We start from the raw sequence: 19,647 nt of genomic DNA, 5'->3' as shown, positions 1-19,647 counted from the left end.
TTTAGCGATCCAAATTCTACCTAATTTTGTTGATCAGCATGCTTTTCAAACTGAGCTTCTTCAGCCTTATTCGCCCATTGAGAAGCGAAAAGCAAAGACTTGGCTGGACGCAAAAGCCACAAGCAAAACAATATAATAACAGGTGGAAATATCAATAAGTGCACCCAGACAGGTGGTCTCAACCAAAGATGAAACAACATGCCCAAAGGTACGATGACAATCATGGCAATCCACATAACGAAAAATGCAGGACCATCACCAGAATCTGCGACGGTGAAATCAGCTCCACACGCCGCACATTCATCATTCATTTCAAGATAGCCACGAAAAAGCTGACCTTCCCCGCATTCTGGACAACGACAATTAATGCCGGCGGAAAACGGGGAAACTTTAGCCATATCGTCGCTTTCTTAAGTCAGACTAGTGGTGACCTCCGCCACCGCCTAAAACGATGTGTGGTGCCACATATACAAATGCAAACAGGAACAACCATACTACATCCACGAAGTGCCAATACCATGCGGCAAATTCGAACCCGAGATGCTTCTCTGCAGTCATGTTATTAGCCAATAGGCGGAACAAACAAACGGCAAGGAATAGCGTTCCAATAACAACGTGCGCTCCGTGGAACCCAGTCGCCATGTAGAAAGCTGATCCGTAAAGTGATCCATCAAAAGAGAAGCCTGCGTGCTGATATTCTATAACCTGCAAGAAGGTGAAGAATGCACCAAGGATAACTGTCAGAAAAAGACCAAGCTTAGCGCCTTTATAGTCTGCTTCTTGAAGTGCATGGTGTGCCCAAGTCACTGTTGTTCCTGATAAAAGCAGGATCAATGTGTTGATCAATGGCAAGTGGAAAGGGTCAAAAGTTTGCACTTGATGACCATCATTCTGCATCACAGGCCAGTTTGCCCACGCTGCAAGATTTTCAAATTGCGCTACATCCATTCCCGTTGCACGGTGCTCATGGAAAATAACCATTTCGAAGAATGACCAAAACCAGCCAACAAAGAACATAACCTCAGAGGCAATGAACAGGATCATGCCGTATTTCAGAGACATCTGAACAACAGGTGTGTGGTCTCCTGCACGGCTCTCTTTAATCGTATCAGCCCACCAGCCGATCAATACGACTGTGATGATTAAAAGACCTGGCACAATCGTCAGGATATTGCCTTCAGGAACGCCCAACAGGCCTTTCATAAAAGCAACGCCGCCAAGCGCCAATACAAATAGACCCAATGAGGCCAATACAGGCCAAGGACTTGGGTCTACAATGTGATAGTCATGTTTTGTTGCGCCGTGCGCCATGGCCAATTCCCTCAAGTTTAAGTCGCGTTCGTCAATTCTTTTGCTGGCTGCGAGGTTTAGTGTGGTGAAACCTCGTTATCAAGCCGAGCGGTTAGGTGTTTTTCCGCATCCGTATCGTAAAAAGTATACGAAAGCGTAATATCAGTTATGTCGTCCAACTGTTTTTCGGTATCCATTTCAGGGTCAATGTAGAAGATAACGGGTAAACGCTCTTTGGCACCCGGTTCAAATACGCGTTCCTCAAAACAGAAACATTCAAGCTTATTAAAATACGGCCCTGCCTTATGCGGCGCTACATTATAAGCTGCCATTGCCGTAATCGGATGGTCCGTATCATTGGAAATTTCAAAAAACACCATGCCTGTTTCACCAAGGTGAATAGGGAAAGTGCGATCGACAGCCTTAAAACTCAGACCAGTCTGCGGCCCTGTGTTTGTATCCAACCGGACAATCACTTCACGTTCCAGCACTTGGTCAGGACGTTTTTGGGCAATTTGTGTGGTTCCGCCAAAGCCAGTCACTTTGCAAAATGCATCATATAAAGGAACGGCAGCAAACCCTAAACCCAACATCCCCAGAGCAACAACTCCAAGGATACCAGTGGTCTTGGCATTACGAGATATTTTCATTGCCCGGCCTCATCGTCTTCGGATTCGACAATTAAATCAGGTACTTCTTCGATAACTTTACCATCAGCAGTAATTTTGGTGCCGTCGTCAGAGAAATATTCAACGGCAGTCGAAAAATCTCTCGAGTTTGCGACGACCGATGCGTTTTCACCCAATCGAACCAAAGTGATGACAAAAACGAGAATCACAAAACTAAACAATGCCAAAGCCAAAAGAAGGCCACGTCTTTTGCGAATTTTCTCTTGAGCAGGTGTCAACTTAATCGTTTCCATTACAGGCGTTGTTTGCTCACTCATGATAACCCCTCCAACACAAAGGGAGTTGCAAAGTGAAGCCCTAGCCCCTGCTCGATCGCTAAAACAGCGAACAACGCAAACAGATAAACTATGGATATCCCAAACAGTTTTTTGGCGTGAACAAGATCGCTTTCGCCAACCGCATCATCATCCCCAGCTTTAGACAGATAGACACGAATTGCTGCCCACAAAAACCATACACCAAGACCAAAAGAAGCTGCCATGTAAACATATCCGCCCAATCCAGTTACCACAGGAGACATACCGATTGGTAATAGAAGAATGGAATATAGCAGTATTTGTAGACGTGTATTTTTTGAACCATGCGTGACCGGCAACATGGGTACACCCGCCTTGCCATATTCCTTGCTTGTCCAAAGTGACAAAGCCCAGAAATGCGGCGGCGTCCAGAAGAAGATTATGGCAAATAACAACCAAGCATTTAACGGCGCTTCACCAGTGGCAGCAGCCCACCCAATCATTGGCGGAAATGCACCAGCGGCCCCGCCAATCACAATATTTTGCGATGTCGAGCGTTTGAGCCAAATCGTATAAACGACGGCATAGAAGAAAATAGAAAATGCCAATATACCCGCTGCGAGCGGATTGGCTGCAAGCGCCATAATCGTCACCGAAACAAAAGACATGATCAGGCCAAGGCCTAACGCTTCATCTCTTGGAATAAGGCCCGATGGAATAGGACGCACAACAGTACGCTTCATGATCGCATCTATATCGTGATCATACCACATATTCAGCGATCCAGCCGCGCCAGATGCCAACGCAACTGATAAAACAGCTGCAGACGCAGTCACCCAATTCATAGAACCCGGTGCAGCAATCAAGCCAGCAAATGCAGTGAACACAACAAGCATCATCACGCGCGGCTTCATAAGCTGCACGTAATCGCCAAAACTGGCCATGCGAATGTCATCTTCTAAAGGGGTGGCTATATCGCTCATTTTTTCAATCTAATGATACAATCGCTCCCCTGCTGAAGCAGTATGGCTTTGCAGGAGAGCGATTGAGGTTTCTTTAGCATATCGGTGTCACTCGCGAGCCGATATGCGTTTTCACTTAGTGTCCGCCAGCGTTTTTAACGACAGGTAGTTCGTTGAACTGGTGGAAAGGTGGAGGTGAAGACAATGTCCACTCAAGTGTTGTCGCATACTCTCCCCAAGGGTTCGCTTCAGCTTTCTTACGCACGATCATGGAAAGGATCAGTCCGGAGAAGAAAACAATCATAGCAACAGCAGTGATCATGTAACCATATGTCGAAATTCTATTCCAGAACTCAAATGCATCTGGGTAATCCACATAACGACGTGGCATACCGTTTAGACCCAAGAAGTGTTGCGGAAAGAAAATCATGTTCGTACCGATAAACATCAGCCAGAAGTGCAAAGCAGCCAAAGGTGCGTTGTACTTGATACCAAACATTTTCTCGAACCAGTAATACCAACCAGCAAACAGTGTAAACACCGCACCAAGTGATAGCACATAGTGGAAGTGAGCCACGACGTAATATGTGTCGTGAAGCATGTGGTCGACACCAGCATTGGCAAGCATCACACCCGTTACACCACCCACGGTAAACAAGAAGATGAAACCAATTGCCCAAAGCATTGGGACTGTGAAAGTGATAGATCCACCCCACATTGTCGCGATCCATGAGAAGATTTTCACACCTGTAGGCACAGCAATAACCATTGTCGCCGCCACAAAGTATGCTTTCAGCTCAACGCCCATACCAACAGTATACATGTGGTGTGCCCACACGATAAAGCCGATAAAACCAATCGCAGCCATCGCATATGCCATCGCGAGGTAACCAAAGACTGGTTTCTTAGAGAAGGTAGAAACGATGTGGGAAATGATACCAAATCCCGGCAAAATCATGATGTACACTTCTGGGTGTCCAAAGAACCAGAACAAGTGTTGGAACATGATCGGGTCACCACCACCAGCAGGGTCAAAGAACTGAGATCCGAAGTTACGGTCAGTCAGAAGCATCGTCAGCGCAGCAGCAAGAACAGGAAGAGCAAGCACAAGAAGGAATGCAGTGATCAACAAAGCCCATGCAAACAAAGGCATTTTGTGGATCGTCATACCCGGTGCGCGCATGTTCAAGATTGTCACGATGAAGTTAATCGCACCCAAAATTGAAGAAATACCAGCGATGTGAAGCGACAAGATCAGAAGGTCCATGGAAGAACCTGGGTGACCTGATGTCGAAAGCGGTGGATATAGCACCCAACCACCACCAAAACCTTTGGCTGTTTCATTCACACCCGGCACAAACATAGACAGCAATGCTAGACCAAATGAGAAAGGCATAAGCCAGAAAGAAATATTGTTCATGCGCGGCATCGCCATATCCGGCGCACCAATCATGATTGGAACAAAGAAGTTACCAAATCCACCAATAAGCGCAGGCATAACCATGAAGAAAATCATTGTCAGTCCGTGCATTGTCGTCACAACATTGTAGTTGTGCTGATCACCCCAAGAGCCTTCTAGGCCGGTGAAATATTGTACACCCGGCTCCATAAGCTCAATGCGGATCATCCCCGAAAGGCCAAATCCGATAACACCCGCAAACATAGCAAAAACAAGGTACATGATACCAATGTCTTTGTGGTTTGTTGAAAACAACCAGCGTGCTGGAGACCAGACACTTGGTGCACCCGTGTGATCACCATCATGGTGGTCTGCCACGGCTTCTCTTTTGATCGTCGGTTCCGTCGTCATGGGACCTTCGCTCCTTCTTAAATTATTGAGCCGAGGCCACACGAACAGGCGCAGCTGGACGTGGGGCGACTTGGTTGATGTATGTAGTTGCTTCGTCAATGTCATTCGCCGCTAGGCTCAGCCATTGATCATATTGATCTTGAGGCACAATGCGCATTTCAATCGGCATGAATGCGTGATCGCGGCCGCAAAGCTCTGAACATTGACCGTAATACACACCAAGCTTTTCAGCTTTAAACCAAAGTTGGTTCAAGCGACCTGGCACAGCATCTGTCTTCAGGCGGAAAGCAGGCATTGCCCATGAGTGGATCACATCTGAAGCAGCAAGGTTCATACGAATGTATTTGCCCTGAGGCAGAACAAGCGGATTATCAGTTGATAGATTGCGGCGTGCACCCGGTGTAGAAGGAATATCATCTTCAGCGATCATACGCGCATCAAATTCAACAACCTCTACTTCACCATCAGCGTTTTCAGTGTCGATGAAGTAAGACCAATACCATTGGCGACCATATGTTTTGATTGTCACCCAATCTTCAGGTGCAATCTCAGCATACTCACCATTTTCAAGTTTTTGCTTGGTTGGCTCAACGTCTTGTTCAAATAGAAGCGGGAATGAGAAGATCGCAATCGCAAACAAGATCAACACTGGAGCAACTGTCCAGATAACCTCAATTGCGGTGTTGTGCGAAAATTTTGCAGGAACAGGATTAGCTTTGGCGTTGAATTTCAAAATCACCCAACCAAGCAAAACCGTTACAAAAATCGTGATCACGGTAATGATCACCATCACATAATTGTGGAACCAAGTCACATTTTCCGCAACAGCAGACGCCGCAGGTTGTGGGCCAAGTGCCATCGCTACTGGTTCATTGGCAAACGCAGCACCTGCGCCAACCGTGAGAGCACCTGCAATCGCAGCGCCCAATTTTAATCCGTGCAAACGCATAGCTTTGCGCGTCTCCCTCAATTCTTCACGCATATTCAACACGATATCAAACATGCAACTTTAATCAGGACCAATGCGAATCTATGCGCAATCCAGCCAAAGCCCAAAATTACACACAATTCACCTATTTGTCCCCTCGCTAACATGACCCTTTAGCCTTTGAAAAGTCGGCTAAGTGTCAAAGCAATGGGTTTTCGTCACTTTATCGCCAAAATCCCCGTAAACTCAATGAAAAAAGCCGATATTTTTGTGCTGAGACGTATTGCCGCGCTAAGCCCAAAATGGGCAAATAGAACGGATTGGTGCGATTCGAATCGACGATTGAAGCCAATATTTATTTCTAATCGTTCCACCAGATACATGGTACAAAGCGCAATATCACTATTGAATGTTATCACGGCGCACCCTAACATTTAGATTAACACGCAAAGTGCAAAATGCTGATCACTCGCTCTAACCCAACGAGTAAAACTGTCAGCTCACTCCCCTGTTCAGTTTGAACATTCAACAACGGACCCTCTTTTATGTCAGAACTTTACGACCGCTCTGCTGCTTCTAAAATACTCGATGACGCCCTTCATGGTGCAGATGATGGTGAGCTTTATGTAGAGACGGCCCGCTCAGAAAGTTTTGTATTTGATGATGGTCGGCTAAAATCAGCTGCCTTTGACACAGGTAAAGGTTTTGGCCTGCGCGTTGTGTCTGGCGAAACAACTGGATTTGCCCACGCTAGTGAAATCACAGAACCCGCATTGAAACGCGCTGCAAATGCCGCTTCCGCTGCAAAGCAAGGTCGCTCAGGCGTGCTTGCCGAACCACCTGCCCCCGTAAATTCACGCCTCTATGCAGATGTTGACCCAACAGACGCACCTGATTTTGCCGCAAAAACAAATTTATTGGCCGAAATTGATGCGTGGTGCCGCGCACAAGACAGCCGCGTTGTGCAAGTTTCTGTATCGCTTGCAGGATCACGGGCGGAAGTCGAAATTATGCGCCAAGGCGGTGCAATCGTCACAGATGCCCGCCCCCTCGTGCGATTAAACGTATCCATCACAATGGAAAAAGATGGCCGCCGTGAAACAGGTGGAGCCGGCGCAGGTGGTCGCGCAGCCTATGATGAGTGGATCCAACCAGCTCGCTGGAAAGCGCTTGCCGAGCGCGCCATGAAAAAAGCTGCTGTAAATTTAGAATCCATCCCTGCCCCTGCTGGTGAAATGCCAGTTGTTCTTGGCCCTGGTTGGCCAGCAGTCTTGCTCCATGAAGCTGTAGGGCATGGCCTTGAAGGTGATTTTAACCGCAAAGGCTCTTCCATATATTCAGGAAAGATCGGTGAACAAGTTGCCGCCAAGGGTGTCACAATCATTGACGACGGAACAATACAAGATCGCCGTGGTTCTCTCTCCTTTGATGATGAGGGCACCCAAACACAACGCACAGTCCTGATCGAGGACGGCATTCTTAAAGGCTATATGCAAGATCGTATGAATGCGCGCCTCATGGGTGTTGCCGCAACAGGAAATGGTCGCCGCGAAAGCTATGCGTGTTCGCCCATGCCACGCATGACAAACACATTCATGACAGGTGCAGATCACGATCCTGAAGAAATGATAAAATCAGTTAAACGCGGCATCTGGGCCGTTGATTTTGGTGGCGGACAAGTCGACATCACAAACGGTCAGTTCGTATTCCAATGCACAGAAGCTTACATGATTGAAGATGGTAAAGTGGGTGCACCTGTGAAGAATGCAACACTCATTGGACATGGCCCAACAGTGCTTCAGCAAGTTTCTATGATCGGAAATGATTTTGCTCTTGATGATGGCGTTGGCACTTGCGGAAAAGCTGGCCAATCAGTGCCGGTTGGGGTTGGTCAACCAAGCTTGAAAATTGATGCCATCACAGTTGGTGGTGCTGGCTAATCGTCACAAAGCCCCAAACTAAATAACTAATCACCACTAAAAAGGGCGGCTCCTAATCACGAAGCCGCCCTTTCTTATTTTAATTCACCTCAGCGGTTTAGGTATCCGCAATCTGGCTTTCTTCTTTTTCACGCATCCACTTTTTAACAAGCGGACCCATTGCCAGCATAGCCACACCAATTCCCATACCGACATAAGCCAGCTTGGTATAAACAGCTTCATATGTTGCCTTCGCAGTAACAGCATCGACCATCTGACCACCAATTGTTTCAGCACCGGCCATTGTAGCAATCACACCAGCAAGAGAATTCGATAATCCTGTATACAAGAACCAAACACTCATGGCCAAAGCAGCAGCAGTCAAAGGTGCCATTTTCGTTGTCGCAGACAAACCAACAGGCGAGATGAAAAGCTCTCCCATCGTGTGAACCCAATAGACGAGGAAAATAAACAACACGCCTGTCATGGCACCAGGCCCTGTTAGCTTCATTCCGGCAACAAGCACCAAGAAACCAACTGCAACAAGGAATACACCAATTGCAAATTTGACCGGTGCGGAAGGTTCAAGCTTACGTTTTGCAAGGAAAATCCACATCCAAGCGATCAACGGTGCGAACAAGAAAATAAAACCTGCGTTCAATGCCTGAAAGACCGGAGCAGGTACATTCCAGCCCAAAATAGTACGATCAACAAGCCTGTCCGTGAATAGGTTCAAAGATGAAGCTGCCTGCTCAAATAGAGACCAGAATGGAATCTGTGCCAAAGCAAAATACATTACAGCAAACATTCCACTTCTTTCCCCGCCCTCAAGCTTAAAGAAAGCATAAGCAAGCAAAGCTATGAATGTGACAATCCCGACAATCCCCATCAGAGGTGCAACGATTTCTGCATTCTTAATCAGCCAGATAGCTAAAATGGCAATTATAACAGCGCTGGCATAGCAAAGCATTTCCACATTGATCGGTCCTAAAACTGATTGTTTTAGCTTGGTTTCGGAAGGAGCTTCTCCCTTTCCGTTCAACCACCCTTTAAATCCAATAAAGGTAACAAGGCCGAGCAACATTCCAATACCAGCAAGACCAAAACCATATTTCCAGCCATATACAATACCGAGAATTCCACATGCAAATGACGCTATGAATGACCCGAGGTTAATCCCCATATAGAAAATGGTAAAACCAGAATCACGGCGTACATCGCCAATGCCGTATAGATCACCCACAATTGCAGAAATATTTGGTTTCAGAAACGCAACACCAGCAATGATAATCGCAAGAGAGAGATAGAGTATGTTCACATACAAATCTTCTTGAACAACCGACGTGGTGTAATCTTCTCTAGCAATTGTTTCAGGCAATCCAACTTGCGCTGAATCAGCAATCACCATCACTGAACCACCCTCATCATATGAAATATCAGAGCGACCAGTTTCAGACAGCACGTATGGGATTGCATCACCGCCGCGTCCATCAAGTTTCAGTTCATATTCAGCGCCTGAATACGTCATTATCTGCTTGGAACCTGAACCTTCAAATGCCATTCCAAAATGGCCAATTGTCAGCAATACCGCTCCAAAAATAATAGCTTTACGTTTTCCAAGATACCGATCGGCAAGTATACCGCCAACAATTCCCATGACGTAAACAAGGGAAACATAAGCCCCATAAATTAGAGATGATTTATGATCTGAGAATAAGAAATGTTGCGTCAGATACAGTATTAATAGACCGCGCATACCATAGTATGAAAAGCGTTCCCACATTTCTGCAAAGAACAATACAAATAATCCGCGCGGATGACCAAGAATGGTCTTGTCCTGCGAATCTTCAATAGTCGTTTCTGTCATTTCGCCCCCGATGGCGTTGTTTTAAGTTGGCGGCAAGACAAGCACGCAAATTCGAGTTTCTCAAGCGATTTGAAGAAATGGACGCATGAATTGAAGGATAAAAATGCAGTTTCAGGCAAAACGGCAGGGAAAATGCCCTAAGATCTACTAGAACACGAAATATTCTGATCCGAACTCACCAAACTTTTGTCGCATTTAACCATTTTAGCCGCCCAAATCCATTTTTGGTGAAATTTATGCTATTGTTACGAAAAAAATAAATAAAAATAGCGAGGAAATTACCATCATGTTGACGACTTTCTCAAAAGTTTTGCTCACTTCTGTCGCCATATTTACGGCCCATGTCTCACCTTCAGAGGCTGTCCAAAAAGAAAATGCGGCCTTCACAATCCCCCTCACACGCTCGATAGATGGACTATATGCCTTTGACATTTCCATCAATGACAGCACGACTATTCCTGTCATTCTTGATACTGCCGCGAGTATGTCAGCGGTCAGGAAATCAACATTTTCTCAGCTCAAACTGGAACGACATGTCGCAAACAGAATGGTACATGGTCTCATTGGAAGCGAACTTTCTGACACAGTCGTCATGGAAGCATTGTCAGCCGGTCCTTTGAATTTTGCGGGGCATGTCTTAATCCTCGACGACTCTGATAGTATCGCCGACCCTTCCGTGCAGGGATTGATCGGAACAGACTTCCTAATGTCTGCAACCGAAGACCAGCGCTACCTCATGATTAATTTCTTAGATAGTGAGTTATCCCTAGGAAACAGGCTGTCTCATTTTGATTTTGATAACAATATTGACCAACTTAGATGGTCAAAACTCACAAATTTCGGAGACAATATGCGTCTCCTCACAGTGCCCGTTAAGGTCTCAGGTGTGCGCGCAACCGCTATTCTTGATACCGGAATAAATTTTACAGTAATCAATACAACGCTCGCAAAAAAATTAGAGAAGCGTGGTCGAACTTTAAAAACTGCTACTTTTTCAGATGTAAACGGCGAAGAAACCACAATGCATCACGTGAATTTGGGTAAAGTTAAAACGTCCAATCTCACATGGAACCCTTCGCGTGCACTTATTTTTGATGCGCCAGCCCTTGAGCATATAAATTTGACCCAAAGCCCGTCTATCTTAATTGGCCTAAACCTGCTCAATGATATGGCAATTATTGTTGATAGAAAAACTGAAAAAATGGCATTTGTTACCAAATACTGGCTAGAGCAGGACGCGAACGACTGTACAGGTTCGAGAATAAAATGCGTCGGTGTAATGTCTTCTACATACAAAACGCCAGGAGGTGCGAATTAACTCGCCACCTCACTTTTGAATGCACGCTAATATTTGATTGAGCGTTGCAAATGCTAGTATGCATATTCTTTAAATGCATGTGAAAGATCGCGGTTCCACTCACCATGATATTTCTTCAACATGATTTGCGCAGCATTTTCACCTGTTTCTGCAATCTGATCGAGCTGTGTCAAGAACCCTGTTTCGTCGTCACCAGATGAAGACAGTTTTGCACGTCGTTTTAGACCAGCTCGAGACAAAGCCAACACTTCTTTAGCAATATCTTGCAAAGTTTGTGTACGAATTGGTGAGGCCAAACCCATAACAGGCGCACAACGTCGCATGCTTTCACGCTCAGCCACGCTCCAGTGACGTACAAGCTCCCAAGCATCATTGAGACTTTGCTCATCATATAATAAGCCAACCCAGAAGGCAGGCAGCGCACAAATTTGTCCCCAAGGACCAGAATCAGCGCCTCGCATTTCAAGAAATTGTTTCAGACGCACTTCTGGAAACAGTGTCGACATATGATCGTCAAAATCATCCATTGTTGGTTTGTCACCAGGAATTATGTCTAGATTTCCGTCTAGAAAATCACGGAAAGACTTTCCAGATGCATCCATATATTCACCATTTCGACGAACAAAATACATAGGTGTATCAAGGACGTAATCTACATATCGTTCAAATCCATAGCCTTCTTCAAAGGCAAATGGCAGCATGCCCGTGCGGTCAGGGTCAGTGTCTGTCCACACATGCGCGCGATAGGATTGAAACCCGTTTGTACGCCCTTCATTAAAAGGGGAATTAGCAAACAAAGCCGTCGCCACAGGTTGAAGCGCCAGCGATACCCGCATCTTCTTCACCATGTCGGCTTCTGATGAATAATCTAAATTTGTTTGCACAGTACAGGAACGAAACATCATTTGACGCCCAAGACGCCCGACTTTCATCATATAGTCACGCATAATTTTATAACGCCCTTTTGGCATCATAGGCGTTTCTTCTAATGACCATGTTGGTGAAAAACCAAGACCGAGAAATGCAACACCAATTTCATCTGCAATTTCACGCACTTCCTTTAAGTGAACACCAACTTCATTACATGTCTGATGAATGTGCTCTAGCGGTGCACCCGACAGCTCAAATTGACCACCCGGCTCTAAACTTACCGAAGCACCATCTTTTTTAAGGCCGATAATGCGACCATCTTCTTCAATTGGCTCCCAATTAAAGCGATCTCTAAGCCCTTCAAGCATTGAGCGCACTGAAGCATGACCGTCATAAGGAACAGGCTGATTACCATCTTTCAGAAAGCCGAATTTCTCGTGTTCCGTTCCAATCCGCCATTCTTCGCGGGGCTTACATCCTTTCGCAAGATGCGCGATCAGCTCATCCTTTGACTCAATTCGAGGCGCATTTGAATCGATTGGTTTAGTCGGCGTAGACATGGAAACTGCCCCTGCATGAATCGCCACAAAATTTGTGCAGCTATTGATATTAAACTTAGTCGCAAATAGGTGCTTGTGTGTCTCTAGCCAAGACCTGAACGTTGAAATAACGATAATTTTACTTCAAAATTCAAATGTCGGACATGTTTACCAAATTCTGACTGTATCTAAAAATGATTAGCCAGATTGCCAAAACACTCCAGTTATAGTGTGAATAAGCTCCAGCTATGATGCTCGCCAATCCCCACGTACGGCCTGCCACAAAGTCAGCGCCGACACAGCAGCCGTCTCAGCGCGCAAGATACGCGGCCCCAAAGTAACGGGTATGACACAATCTTGCTGACGCAGATATTTGCGTTCTTCTGGTGAAAAACCACCCTCTGGCCCGATCAGTATTGCAGCCAAACCATCTTTCAGTTCAGATATCGCTTCCATCATAGGACGAGCGCGCCCAACATCGCCGCCCCAGTTTTCTGTTGGATCATCACCGGCTTCATCACAAAAGACCAACCGCCGATTCTTATCCCACTTCCCTAAAGCTTCCAGCAATTGAATTGGTTCCTGAACAAGTGGAATATCCAATCTTTCGGTTTGCTCGGCTGCTTCTTCAACAATTTTCTCGAGCCGAGACACACGCACTGTGCTGGTTTGTGTTCGCTTGGTAATCACTGGCTGAATCATTGTCACACCAAGCTCGGTAGCTTTCTCAACCACAAAGTCCGTGCAGGTCTTTTTCAAAGGAGCAAACAATAACTGTAAATCACCAATAACAGCTTGCGGGATAATCAACTCCTCCAAACACAAAAAACCAGCAGAGCGCATAACTTCTGTAACGCTCGCCCGCCATTCACCGTCACGTCCATTAAAAACGCGCACAGCGTCATTCTTTGACAAACGCAAAACGCGAAAAAGGTAATTGGCCTGCTCAGAGGTCAAAGCGATTGGGGCGCCAAGGGTTAAATCGGCCTTGACGAAAAGGCGTGGGATCGTGCTCATAGGGCAAGTTTATGGGCAAATTTGCGCAAAGGCTCAACACTCGAATGAAAGTCTTCTCCAGATATGAAGAAAAAATTCAGTTTCACCTCGTTATTTCTAGCATTGGCCTGTTCAAGCTTGATAGCTTGTGAGGCTCAAATAGAAAATTGCAAATCAGTTGGTGGTAAGTTTGATTATGAACTCAAAGAGTGTCGTTGCTATCAAGACAACCAATCCGGTGAATGTGATATTTTCATAGAACGCGCGCCTAACGCACGAACACACACAGCCTCTGACACAGAGATAGGCCAATGAACCAGAGCTCGCCTCTTATCCCTAAAGATGCCCAACCCACGTCTTGGGTCGATAAAATGCCAAATTGGTTTGAACCATATTGCCGTTTGTCACGCTATGATCGCCCTATTGGCATTTGGTTGCTCGCCATCCCAGGATGGGTCGCAATTGCATTTACGCGTTTAAATGAGCTGCCACACTGGAGCGATTTGCAATTAGCTATCCTTATTTTTATAGGTGCAATTGCCATGCGCGGAGCCGGTTGCACCTATAATGATATTCTCGATAAAGACTTTGATGCAAAAGTTGATCGCACGGCTGGACGCCCAATTCCTGCAGGCCGCGTCAGTGTCAAAAAGGCTTGGATCTGGACATTAATTCAATGCTCCATCGGATTATGTGTTTTGCTCACCTTGCCAAGAACCGCACAAATTGTCTCCCTTTTATCAATCCCGCTCATTGCAGCCTATCCGCTCATGAAGCGGATCACATGGTGGCCGCAAGCATGGTTAGGTTTCACTTTTAATTGGGCAATTCTGGTCGCTATTGCTGCAGTGAACCAGCGCATTGAAATGCCTGACATGATTTTATATCTAGGATTCGTCTTCTGGACGATTGGGTATGATACAATATACGCGCTTCAAGACATTGAAGATGACGCTATGATTGGCGTAAAATCGACCGCCCGCCGCTTTGGCGCAAAAGTGCAATCAGCAACCTTCATCCTTTATGGCCTGTCTGTGATTTTAATCTCAACAGCCTGCCTTTTAAAGCAAGCGCCTATTGGCCTGCTCGGTGTTGCAATTTTCGGTGGCCATTTAATGTTACAGGCGATAAAGACATCTCCAGAAATGGGTGATAGAGCGCTGATTTTGTTTAAATCAAACAGAGAAGCTTCTTTATTGCTTTTAGCCGGGTTTGGATTGTCGTCTATATTTCTAATCTAAACGGACGTGCACACTACAAACTGCAAAAGCAGATCTATAGGAATAAAAAATGGCTGTGAAAAAATCCAAAGGCTTGTTCGGCGATGAAGCTCTGTCCATAACGATTGCAATCTCGACAGCTTTAATCACAGCTCTGTTTACAATTATTGGCGGTGCTTCTAACGGTGCTCATCAGCTGCACACCGGCCCCACTATTGAAACTGATAAAGACAGCACGATAGCGACTTCCGGCAAGACAAACACGCAAACAACACCCGAAAAGCCGGTGCAAAACGTCACGCCTTCATCGGTTGTTCCCAAAACAGACGATAAAGATGCTGCAGAAGCAACACCTTCAATAGAAGCCACCCCTATTGCACCCCGCCCCGGAGCAAACCGATATGCGGAAAATATGCGGCTGGATTTACCCGAAATTGAATTTGAAGCACGGTTTCCAACAGGAAGCAGTGAAGAACCAGCCTATCTTCCTATAATGAAAAAAATAGGAAGCTATCGCGATCGCCTCAAAGCCGATGCAATCGAAGCAAAAGAAACGGCACTTGCAAATGACCTGACATTTCACCCTTGGGATGTCGATATTCAATTTGCTGAAATTCAGCGCAGCGGCAATATCGTCTCAGCCAAAGGGCGCGAATATAGCTATACTGGCGGTGCCCACCCCAATTTGAATTGGCAAGGACTTATCGCTGAAATAGATACCGGAAAATCAATAAATCTGGAAAATCTGTTTCATCCACGAATCGGTATTTCACCCGCATTGGCTATTGCCGCTTGTGAGCAATTGAAACAAGCTAAAATTGAACGCATAGGCGAAACCACCATTGATGGAGAGCCAATTGAATGTGCTTCCAACAGAATGAAAGAACGCATTTTTGGTGCTGAAATCGCACTGACAAGTTCAGATATTGATCAAAAATTTGGCGGTATATTATTCATGTTCGCCCCCTACACGCTTGGACCATATGTTGAGGGGCCATATACAATCATTGTTGAACAGGAAATTTTCCATCTCGATCTACGTCCTGAGTATCAAGAATTATTCGGCGGCAACGCCTTAAGGCTGCACGTAGAATAAGCGCAATTGGATCACTTTAGCCCATTCACAATCAATTGTTTGGAAGTTTACCAATAGATAAGTCATCATATTGGCATGACACATTCAGACAAAAATAAAGCCTTTTGGCTTTCCAGACGTAGTGCTTTTGTCTTTTTAGGCGGCGGCGCAGTCTTCACAAGCGGTGCACTCGTTGCAAACGGTTTTGGCAAAGACCCACAAACGACAGATGCAGATACCAGTCACGTAACGAGCGATGCTCCAGAAACCGCTCCAGGTTTTGACACACTTAGTCAAAATCAATGGCAAAATCTAACAAAAGCCGATTGGCGCGATAGACTTAGTGAAGACGCATACAAAATATTGCGCAATGAAGCCACCGAGCGCCCTTTCTCAAGCTCTTTAAACGACGAGAAACGGGATGGTTGGTTTGCTTGTGCAGGATGCGGGCAAATATTGTTCACCTCTGACCAAAAATATAATTCAGGCACAGGATGGCCAAGTTTCTCAGATGCCATTCCTGGCCGTTTAAAGACCAAAGCAGATCGCAAATTATTCTATACACGAACAGAATACCATTGCTCTCGCTGCGGCGGCCACCAAGGACATGTCTTTGATGACGGACCCAAGCCAACCGGCAAACGTTGGTGCAATAATGGTGACGCGCTTGTGTTTGTACCCGAAGCTGACCTTTCTTGATCGCCTCTATATTTGTGCGCTTATTCAACGGCGCACAAATACTCATCATTGCTAACTTCACGGCCGGCTTCACAGCCGATAGCACTAAGATTATTAGCCGCTTCTCCTAACCATTGAGAGCGCGCTTCATATTCTATGAGTGAGGTGACAGTATTTGGCGGAGTTGCGGCCCATTCAGGAATTTCAATCGCCACACATGTCTCAATTGGCTTTTCATTTGCCAAACATAGTGCATCACGCAACTCTAACAGGTCGCGCACCCCTGCACGAAGCGCCAAATCAATTCGAACCAAATCATCCTCAGAAGGAGTAGAATGTTTTAGCTCAAGCGCAGATCTCGCTTTACCGATAATGACATTCCAACGCTCAGCACCTATCGCCACAGTAAAAGGATCCAAATTGCTTCTTAGACCGACAGCGCGCACTTTTTCGGGCTTATCTTGAAACATGACACGTTCGGATTGCTTCGCCTCAGTGCCGCAAGCAATAAGCGATGTTAGACAAATAGTACTCAAAAAAGCCAATAAAAACGACCGCATGACTAATCCTCTCTTGGAAATAGGCTTCAGAACGCTATATCTTTTCTTGATACGCTACGCGTCAAATTCTCTTTCGGAGGAAGCATTTTAACCATTCCTCTTGCTTGTTCGAATTTTACTTTTCTACGGAAAAACCAAAGAAAAGTCCCCCAATCCGCTCGTTTATAGTTAACATGAAACGCTGAAATCCCCAATTTGTCTATCCTAGAAGGCCAAGAAATATGACAATTAATTTAGATATGGTGTCCGATGTCGTATGCCCATGGTGCTGGCTGGGACTGCGCCGCGTAGAGGCCGCGATTGAGATTTTTGGAAGTGATAAAGTCACGTTAAATATGCGTCCTTTCCAGCTCGATGCCAATGTTGCGCCAGAAGGTGTCGATTATGAGGAGTATATGCGCAACAAGTTTGGAGACACATCATCCGACAATAAATGGACCCAAATGCGCGAACACTTGGAAGCTGCAGGCCAAGCTGAAAACATCCCCTTTCGTTTTGATGGAATCCCCAAACGCGCAAACACATTTAACGCTCACCGCATTATCCGCTGGGCACAAGGTCAAAGTGTAGATGGGAAATCATTAGGCCCCAAAGCCGCCGAAGCATTTTTTCATGCATACTTCAAGCGCCACAAAGATCTCAACGACACGCAGACATTATTAAGCCTGTCAGAGCAAATCGGCCTCATTCCTGAAGTGATTGAAAAACTCCTTGGCGAAGACGCAGATGTAAAATCTCTGCAGGAAGAAGAAGCATTCTTCCGCAATCTTGGTGTTTCAGGTGTTCCAACCTTTATCGCAAATGGCAAATATGCGATCCAAGGCGCACAAGAAGTGTCCGCGCTCGTAATTTTCTTGGAGCAAGTTGAAGCAGGGCCAAATATTCCCGAAGAGCCTGCGTAATCTAGGATAATTGCAGTTTGACCAGCTCAGCATAAACTGCATTTTTCTGCATGAGGGTTTCGTGATCCCCCTCTTCGACCACACGGCCCTTATCAAGTACGAATATTTTATCGGCCGATCTCACCGTTGATAACCGGTGCGCAATAATCAGCGTTGTGCGCCCATGAGATAATGTTTCCAGTGCTTTTTGCACTTTGGCTTCTGATGAAGCATCCAATGCGCTCGTTGCTTCATCCAATAATAAAATAGGCGCGTCTTTTAACATAGCACGGGCTATTGCGATACGCTGTCTTTGGCCGCCGGAAAGATTACGACCACCTTCACCTGCGCGTGTATCTAATCCATCGGGCAAATCATGCACAAAGTCACAAGCGGCCCCCTCCATCGCAGCAATGATTTCAGCCTCACTTGCATCCATCTTCCCTAGCTTAATATTTGTTCTCAGCGTGTCATCAAACAAAAACGCATCTTGAGACACAAGCGACATATGAGACCGTAAATTATGCCGCTCTAAATGGCGCACATCGATATCATCCAGTAAAACATGACCATTGGCCGCATCATACAAACGAAGCGCCATATTAAAAACAGTCGATTTACCTGCCCCGGATGGGCCAACCAAAGCAATCGTCTGCCCCTTCTCAGCTGAAAAGCTCAAACCATTTAGAACTGGCTGATCACCATAAGAGAAAAATACATTGTCAAAAGCTATTCTGCCTTCAATGTTTTCAAGCTTTGTCGCATCGGCTTTATCTGCAACTTCATCGGGGGCGTCCAGCACAGCATAGATACGATCTAGTGCCGCCAACCCCTCATTTGTCACAGAATTTAGTGTCCCAAGTGCACGCACCTCAGGAGAAGCGGCACCAATAGCTGCGATAAATCCACCAAAATCACCTACTGTGGCTTCACCATTCATGATGCGCCAACCTGTAAAAGCAAACACTCCCGCTAATGCTGCCCCGCCAACGACCTCTAATAATGGATCAACAAGCGCTTTAGAGCGCAGCACTTTAAGGTATAATCTAGCTCGCTCAAGAAAGCCTGCATGAGCACGCGCATTCTGATAACCTTCAAGATTAAAAGCTTTAGAGGTTCGTCCCCCCTGAAAACCTTCATTGAGCAAAGCCGTCATTTCACCCGTTTGCTGCTGCGCAGCCTTGGAAACTTTACGAAGCCTATTACCAATCTGCACGACAGGCGCAAATGCAATCGGGTAGACCACCAAGACCATCAAAGCCAAAGCCCAATCATACCAAAACATGGTCGCAACACACGCCAGAACGGTAAGAATGCCCTTAATCAAGTTTGTCGCCACACGTAAAGACGCTTCACGAACAAGATTCATGTCATTGATAAATTGAGAAACAAATTCACCCGATGCAGCTGCGGTTAAGCGCTGATAATCACCTTCAATCAAACGACTGAACAGCGCATCCTGCACACTTACTAAGCCTTTTTGAACAGCGGAATTATTCAATATAGTTTGCGTGTACAATGAAATAGAACGTATCGTTGCAAAGCCCACAACAGCACACGGCAAAAGCCAGATCATTTTTCCAGATGGTACGGACAGATTGAGCAATGGAATTTTGACCATGCCCTGACCATGCTCACTTGCACTGAGCCAATCAAGCCCCGTCTTCACCATCAAACCATAACTGGCAACGGCAAGCGCTGTTATAGCCGAAAATAAAGCCCCTAAAGCGAACAAACGCCAATGCTTCGCCATCCAATCAGAGGCGAAGCGACGTAAGAGTTTATTGTCTGGTTTAGCCATAATAAGGC

Annotated in this window: 18 protein-coding genes; 6 read left to right on the top strand and 12 right to left on the bottom strand. The window is 45.9% G+C overall.

All coding sequences use genetic code 11. The features are described 5' to 3' along the window. Positions 1-20: 20 nt before the first annotated feature. From AC5EF3_RS12350 to coxB, 7 genes are all read right to left on the bottom strand, one after another. Positions 21-398, bottom strand: a complete 378-nt coding sequence (locus AC5EF3_RS12350; protein WP_015826873.1) for a DUF983 domain-containing protein — start codon at positions 396-398, stop codon at positions 21-23. Positions 399-420: 22 nt separating this feature from the next. Continuing rightward, complete coding sequence (locus tag AC5EF3_RS12345) at positions 421-1,311, bottom strand: cytochrome c oxidase subunit 3 (RefSeq protein WP_493548259.1); 891 nt, start codon at positions 1,309-1,311, stop codon at positions 421-423. Positions 1,312-1,367: 56 nt separating this feature from the next. After that, on the bottom strand, positions 1,368-1,940 hold the full coding sequence (locus tag AC5EF3_RS12340) for a cytochrome c oxidase assembly protein (RefSeq protein WP_493548258.1): 573 nt from the start codon (positions 1,938-1,940) through the stop codon (positions 1,368-1,370). Then, positions 1,937-2,236 (bottom strand): cytochrome c oxidase system small membrane protein, encoded by a 300-nt coding sequence (locus AC5EF3_RS12335; protein ID WP_493548257.1) that lies wholly within the window; start codon positions 2,234-2,236, stop codon positions 1,937-1,939. The genes AC5EF3_RS12340 and AC5EF3_RS12335 overlap by 4 nt, the downstream gene beginning before the upstream one ends. Continuing rightward, entirely contained in the window at positions 2,233-3,198 is a 966-nt protein-coding gene (cyoE, locus tag AC5EF3_RS12330; protein ID WP_493548256.1) for a heme o synthase, read from the bottom strand. The genes AC5EF3_RS12335 and cyoE overlap by 4 nt, the downstream gene beginning before the upstream one ends. Before the next feature lie 115 nt (positions 3,199-3,313). Next, positions 3,314-4,987 carry a cytochrome c oxidase subunit I gene (ctaD, locus tag AC5EF3_RS12325; RefSeq protein WP_015826868.1) on the bottom strand — a complete coding sequence of 558 codons (1,674 nt, stop codon included), beginning with the start codon at positions 4,985-4,987 and terminating at the stop codon, positions 3,314-3,316. Positions 4,988-5,009: 22 nt separating this feature from the next. Then, positions 5,010-5,936, bottom strand: coding sequence for a cytochrome c oxidase subunit II (gene coxB, locus AC5EF3_RS12320; protein WP_493548310.1), 927 nt, complete (start codon positions 5,934-5,936; stop codon positions 5,010-5,012). A 524-nt stretch (positions 5,937-6,460) separates the two neighbouring features. On the opposite strand from coxB, the gene tldD reads away from it, so the two are divergent. Further along, complete coding sequence (gene tldD / locus AC5EF3_RS12315; RefSeq protein WP_015826866.1) at positions 6,461-7,855, top strand: metalloprotease TldD; 1,395 nt, start codon at positions 6,461-6,463, stop codon at positions 7,853-7,855. Positions 7,856-7,952: 97 nt separating this feature from the next. Here tldD and AC5EF3_RS12310 read toward each other — a convergent pair whose 3' ends face one another. After that, positions 7,953-9,701 carry a peptide MFS transporter gene (locus AC5EF3_RS12310; RefSeq protein ID WP_493548255.1) on the bottom strand — a complete coding sequence of 583 codons (1,749 nt, stop codon included), beginning with the start codon at positions 9,699-9,701 and terminating at the stop codon, positions 7,953-7,955. A gap of 286 nt (positions 9,702-9,987) precedes the next feature. Here AC5EF3_RS12310 and AC5EF3_RS12305 point away from each other — a divergent pair, with 286 nt between their 5' ends. Then, positions 9,988-11,019 carry a retropepsin-like aspartic protease gene (locus AC5EF3_RS12305; RefSeq protein ID WP_493548254.1) on the top strand — a complete coding sequence of 344 codons (1,032 nt, stop codon included), beginning with the start codon at positions 9,988-9,990 and terminating at the stop codon, positions 11,017-11,019. 53 nt (positions 11,020-11,072) lie between these two features. Here the strand turns inward: AC5EF3_RS12305 and AC5EF3_RS12300 are convergent, their stop codons facing one another. Both AC5EF3_RS12300 and AC5EF3_RS12295 read right to left on the bottom strand, forming a co-directional pair. Next, a complete protein-coding gene (locus AC5EF3_RS12300) occupies positions 11,073-12,449 on the bottom strand; it encodes a glutamate--cysteine ligase (RefSeq protein ID WP_493548253.1) in 1,377 nt (458 codons plus the stop codon). Positions 12,450-12,674: 225 nt separating this feature from the next. After that, complete coding sequence (locus AC5EF3_RS12295) at positions 12,675-13,445, bottom strand: 16S rRNA (uracil(1498)-N(3))-methyltransferase (RefSeq protein WP_493548252.1); 771 nt, start codon at positions 13,443-13,445, stop codon at positions 12,675-12,677. 290 nt (positions 13,446-13,735) lie between these two features. On the opposite strand from AC5EF3_RS12295, the gene ubiA reads away from it, so the two are divergent. The 3 genes from ubiA (at position 13,736) to msrB (ending at position 16,418) form a co-directional block, all read left to right on the top strand. Further along, positions 13,736-14,665, top strand: a complete 930-nt coding sequence (gene ubiA, locus AC5EF3_RS12290; protein ID WP_493548251.1) for a 4-hydroxybenzoate octaprenyltransferase — start codon at positions 13,736-13,738, stop codon at positions 14,663-14,665. Positions 14,666-14,714: 49 nt separating this feature from the next. Beyond that, positions 14,715-15,740 (top strand): DUF3298 and DUF4163 domain-containing protein, encoded by a 1,026-nt coding sequence (locus tag AC5EF3_RS12285; RefSeq protein WP_493548250.1) that lies wholly within the window; start codon positions 14,715-14,717, stop codon positions 15,738-15,740. Positions 15,741-15,815: 75 nt separating this feature from the next. Then, the gene (gene msrB / locus AC5EF3_RS12280) at positions 15,816-16,418 is read left to right on the top strand and encodes a peptide-methionine (R)-S-oxide reductase MsrB (RefSeq protein ID WP_493548249.1); all 603 of its coding nucleotides are present in this window, start codon (positions 15,816-15,818) and stop codon (positions 16,416-16,418) included. 20 nt (positions 16,419-16,438) lie between these two features. On the opposite strand, the gene AC5EF3_RS12275 is transcribed toward msrB, so the two are convergent. Beyond that, complete coding sequence (locus tag AC5EF3_RS12275) at positions 16,439-16,957, bottom strand: hypothetical protein (RefSeq protein ID WP_015826858.1); 519 nt, start codon at positions 16,955-16,957, stop codon at positions 16,439-16,441. A 221-nt stretch (positions 16,958-17,178) separates the two neighbouring features. Between AC5EF3_RS12275 and AC5EF3_RS12270 the strand changes: the two genes are divergently transcribed. Further along, positions 17,179-17,859 carry a DsbA family oxidoreductase gene (locus tag AC5EF3_RS12270; RefSeq protein ID WP_493548248.1) on the top strand — a complete coding sequence of 227 codons (681 nt, stop codon included), beginning with the start codon at positions 17,179-17,181 and terminating at the stop codon, positions 17,857-17,859. Position 17,860: 1 nt separating this feature from the next. On the opposite strand, the gene AC5EF3_RS12265 is transcribed toward AC5EF3_RS12270, so the two are convergent. After that, positions 17,861-19,639 (bottom strand): ABC transporter ATP-binding protein, encoded by a 1,779-nt coding sequence (locus AC5EF3_RS12265; protein ID WP_493548247.1) that lies wholly within the window; start codon positions 19,637-19,639, stop codon positions 17,861-17,863. Positions 19,640-19,647: the final 8 nt, after the last annotated feature.

This window comes from Hirschia sp. (genome assembly GCF_058892565.1).
Note: the sequence above shows the minus strand (reverse complement) of the source record. Positions and strands in the feature narration are given on the sequence as shown.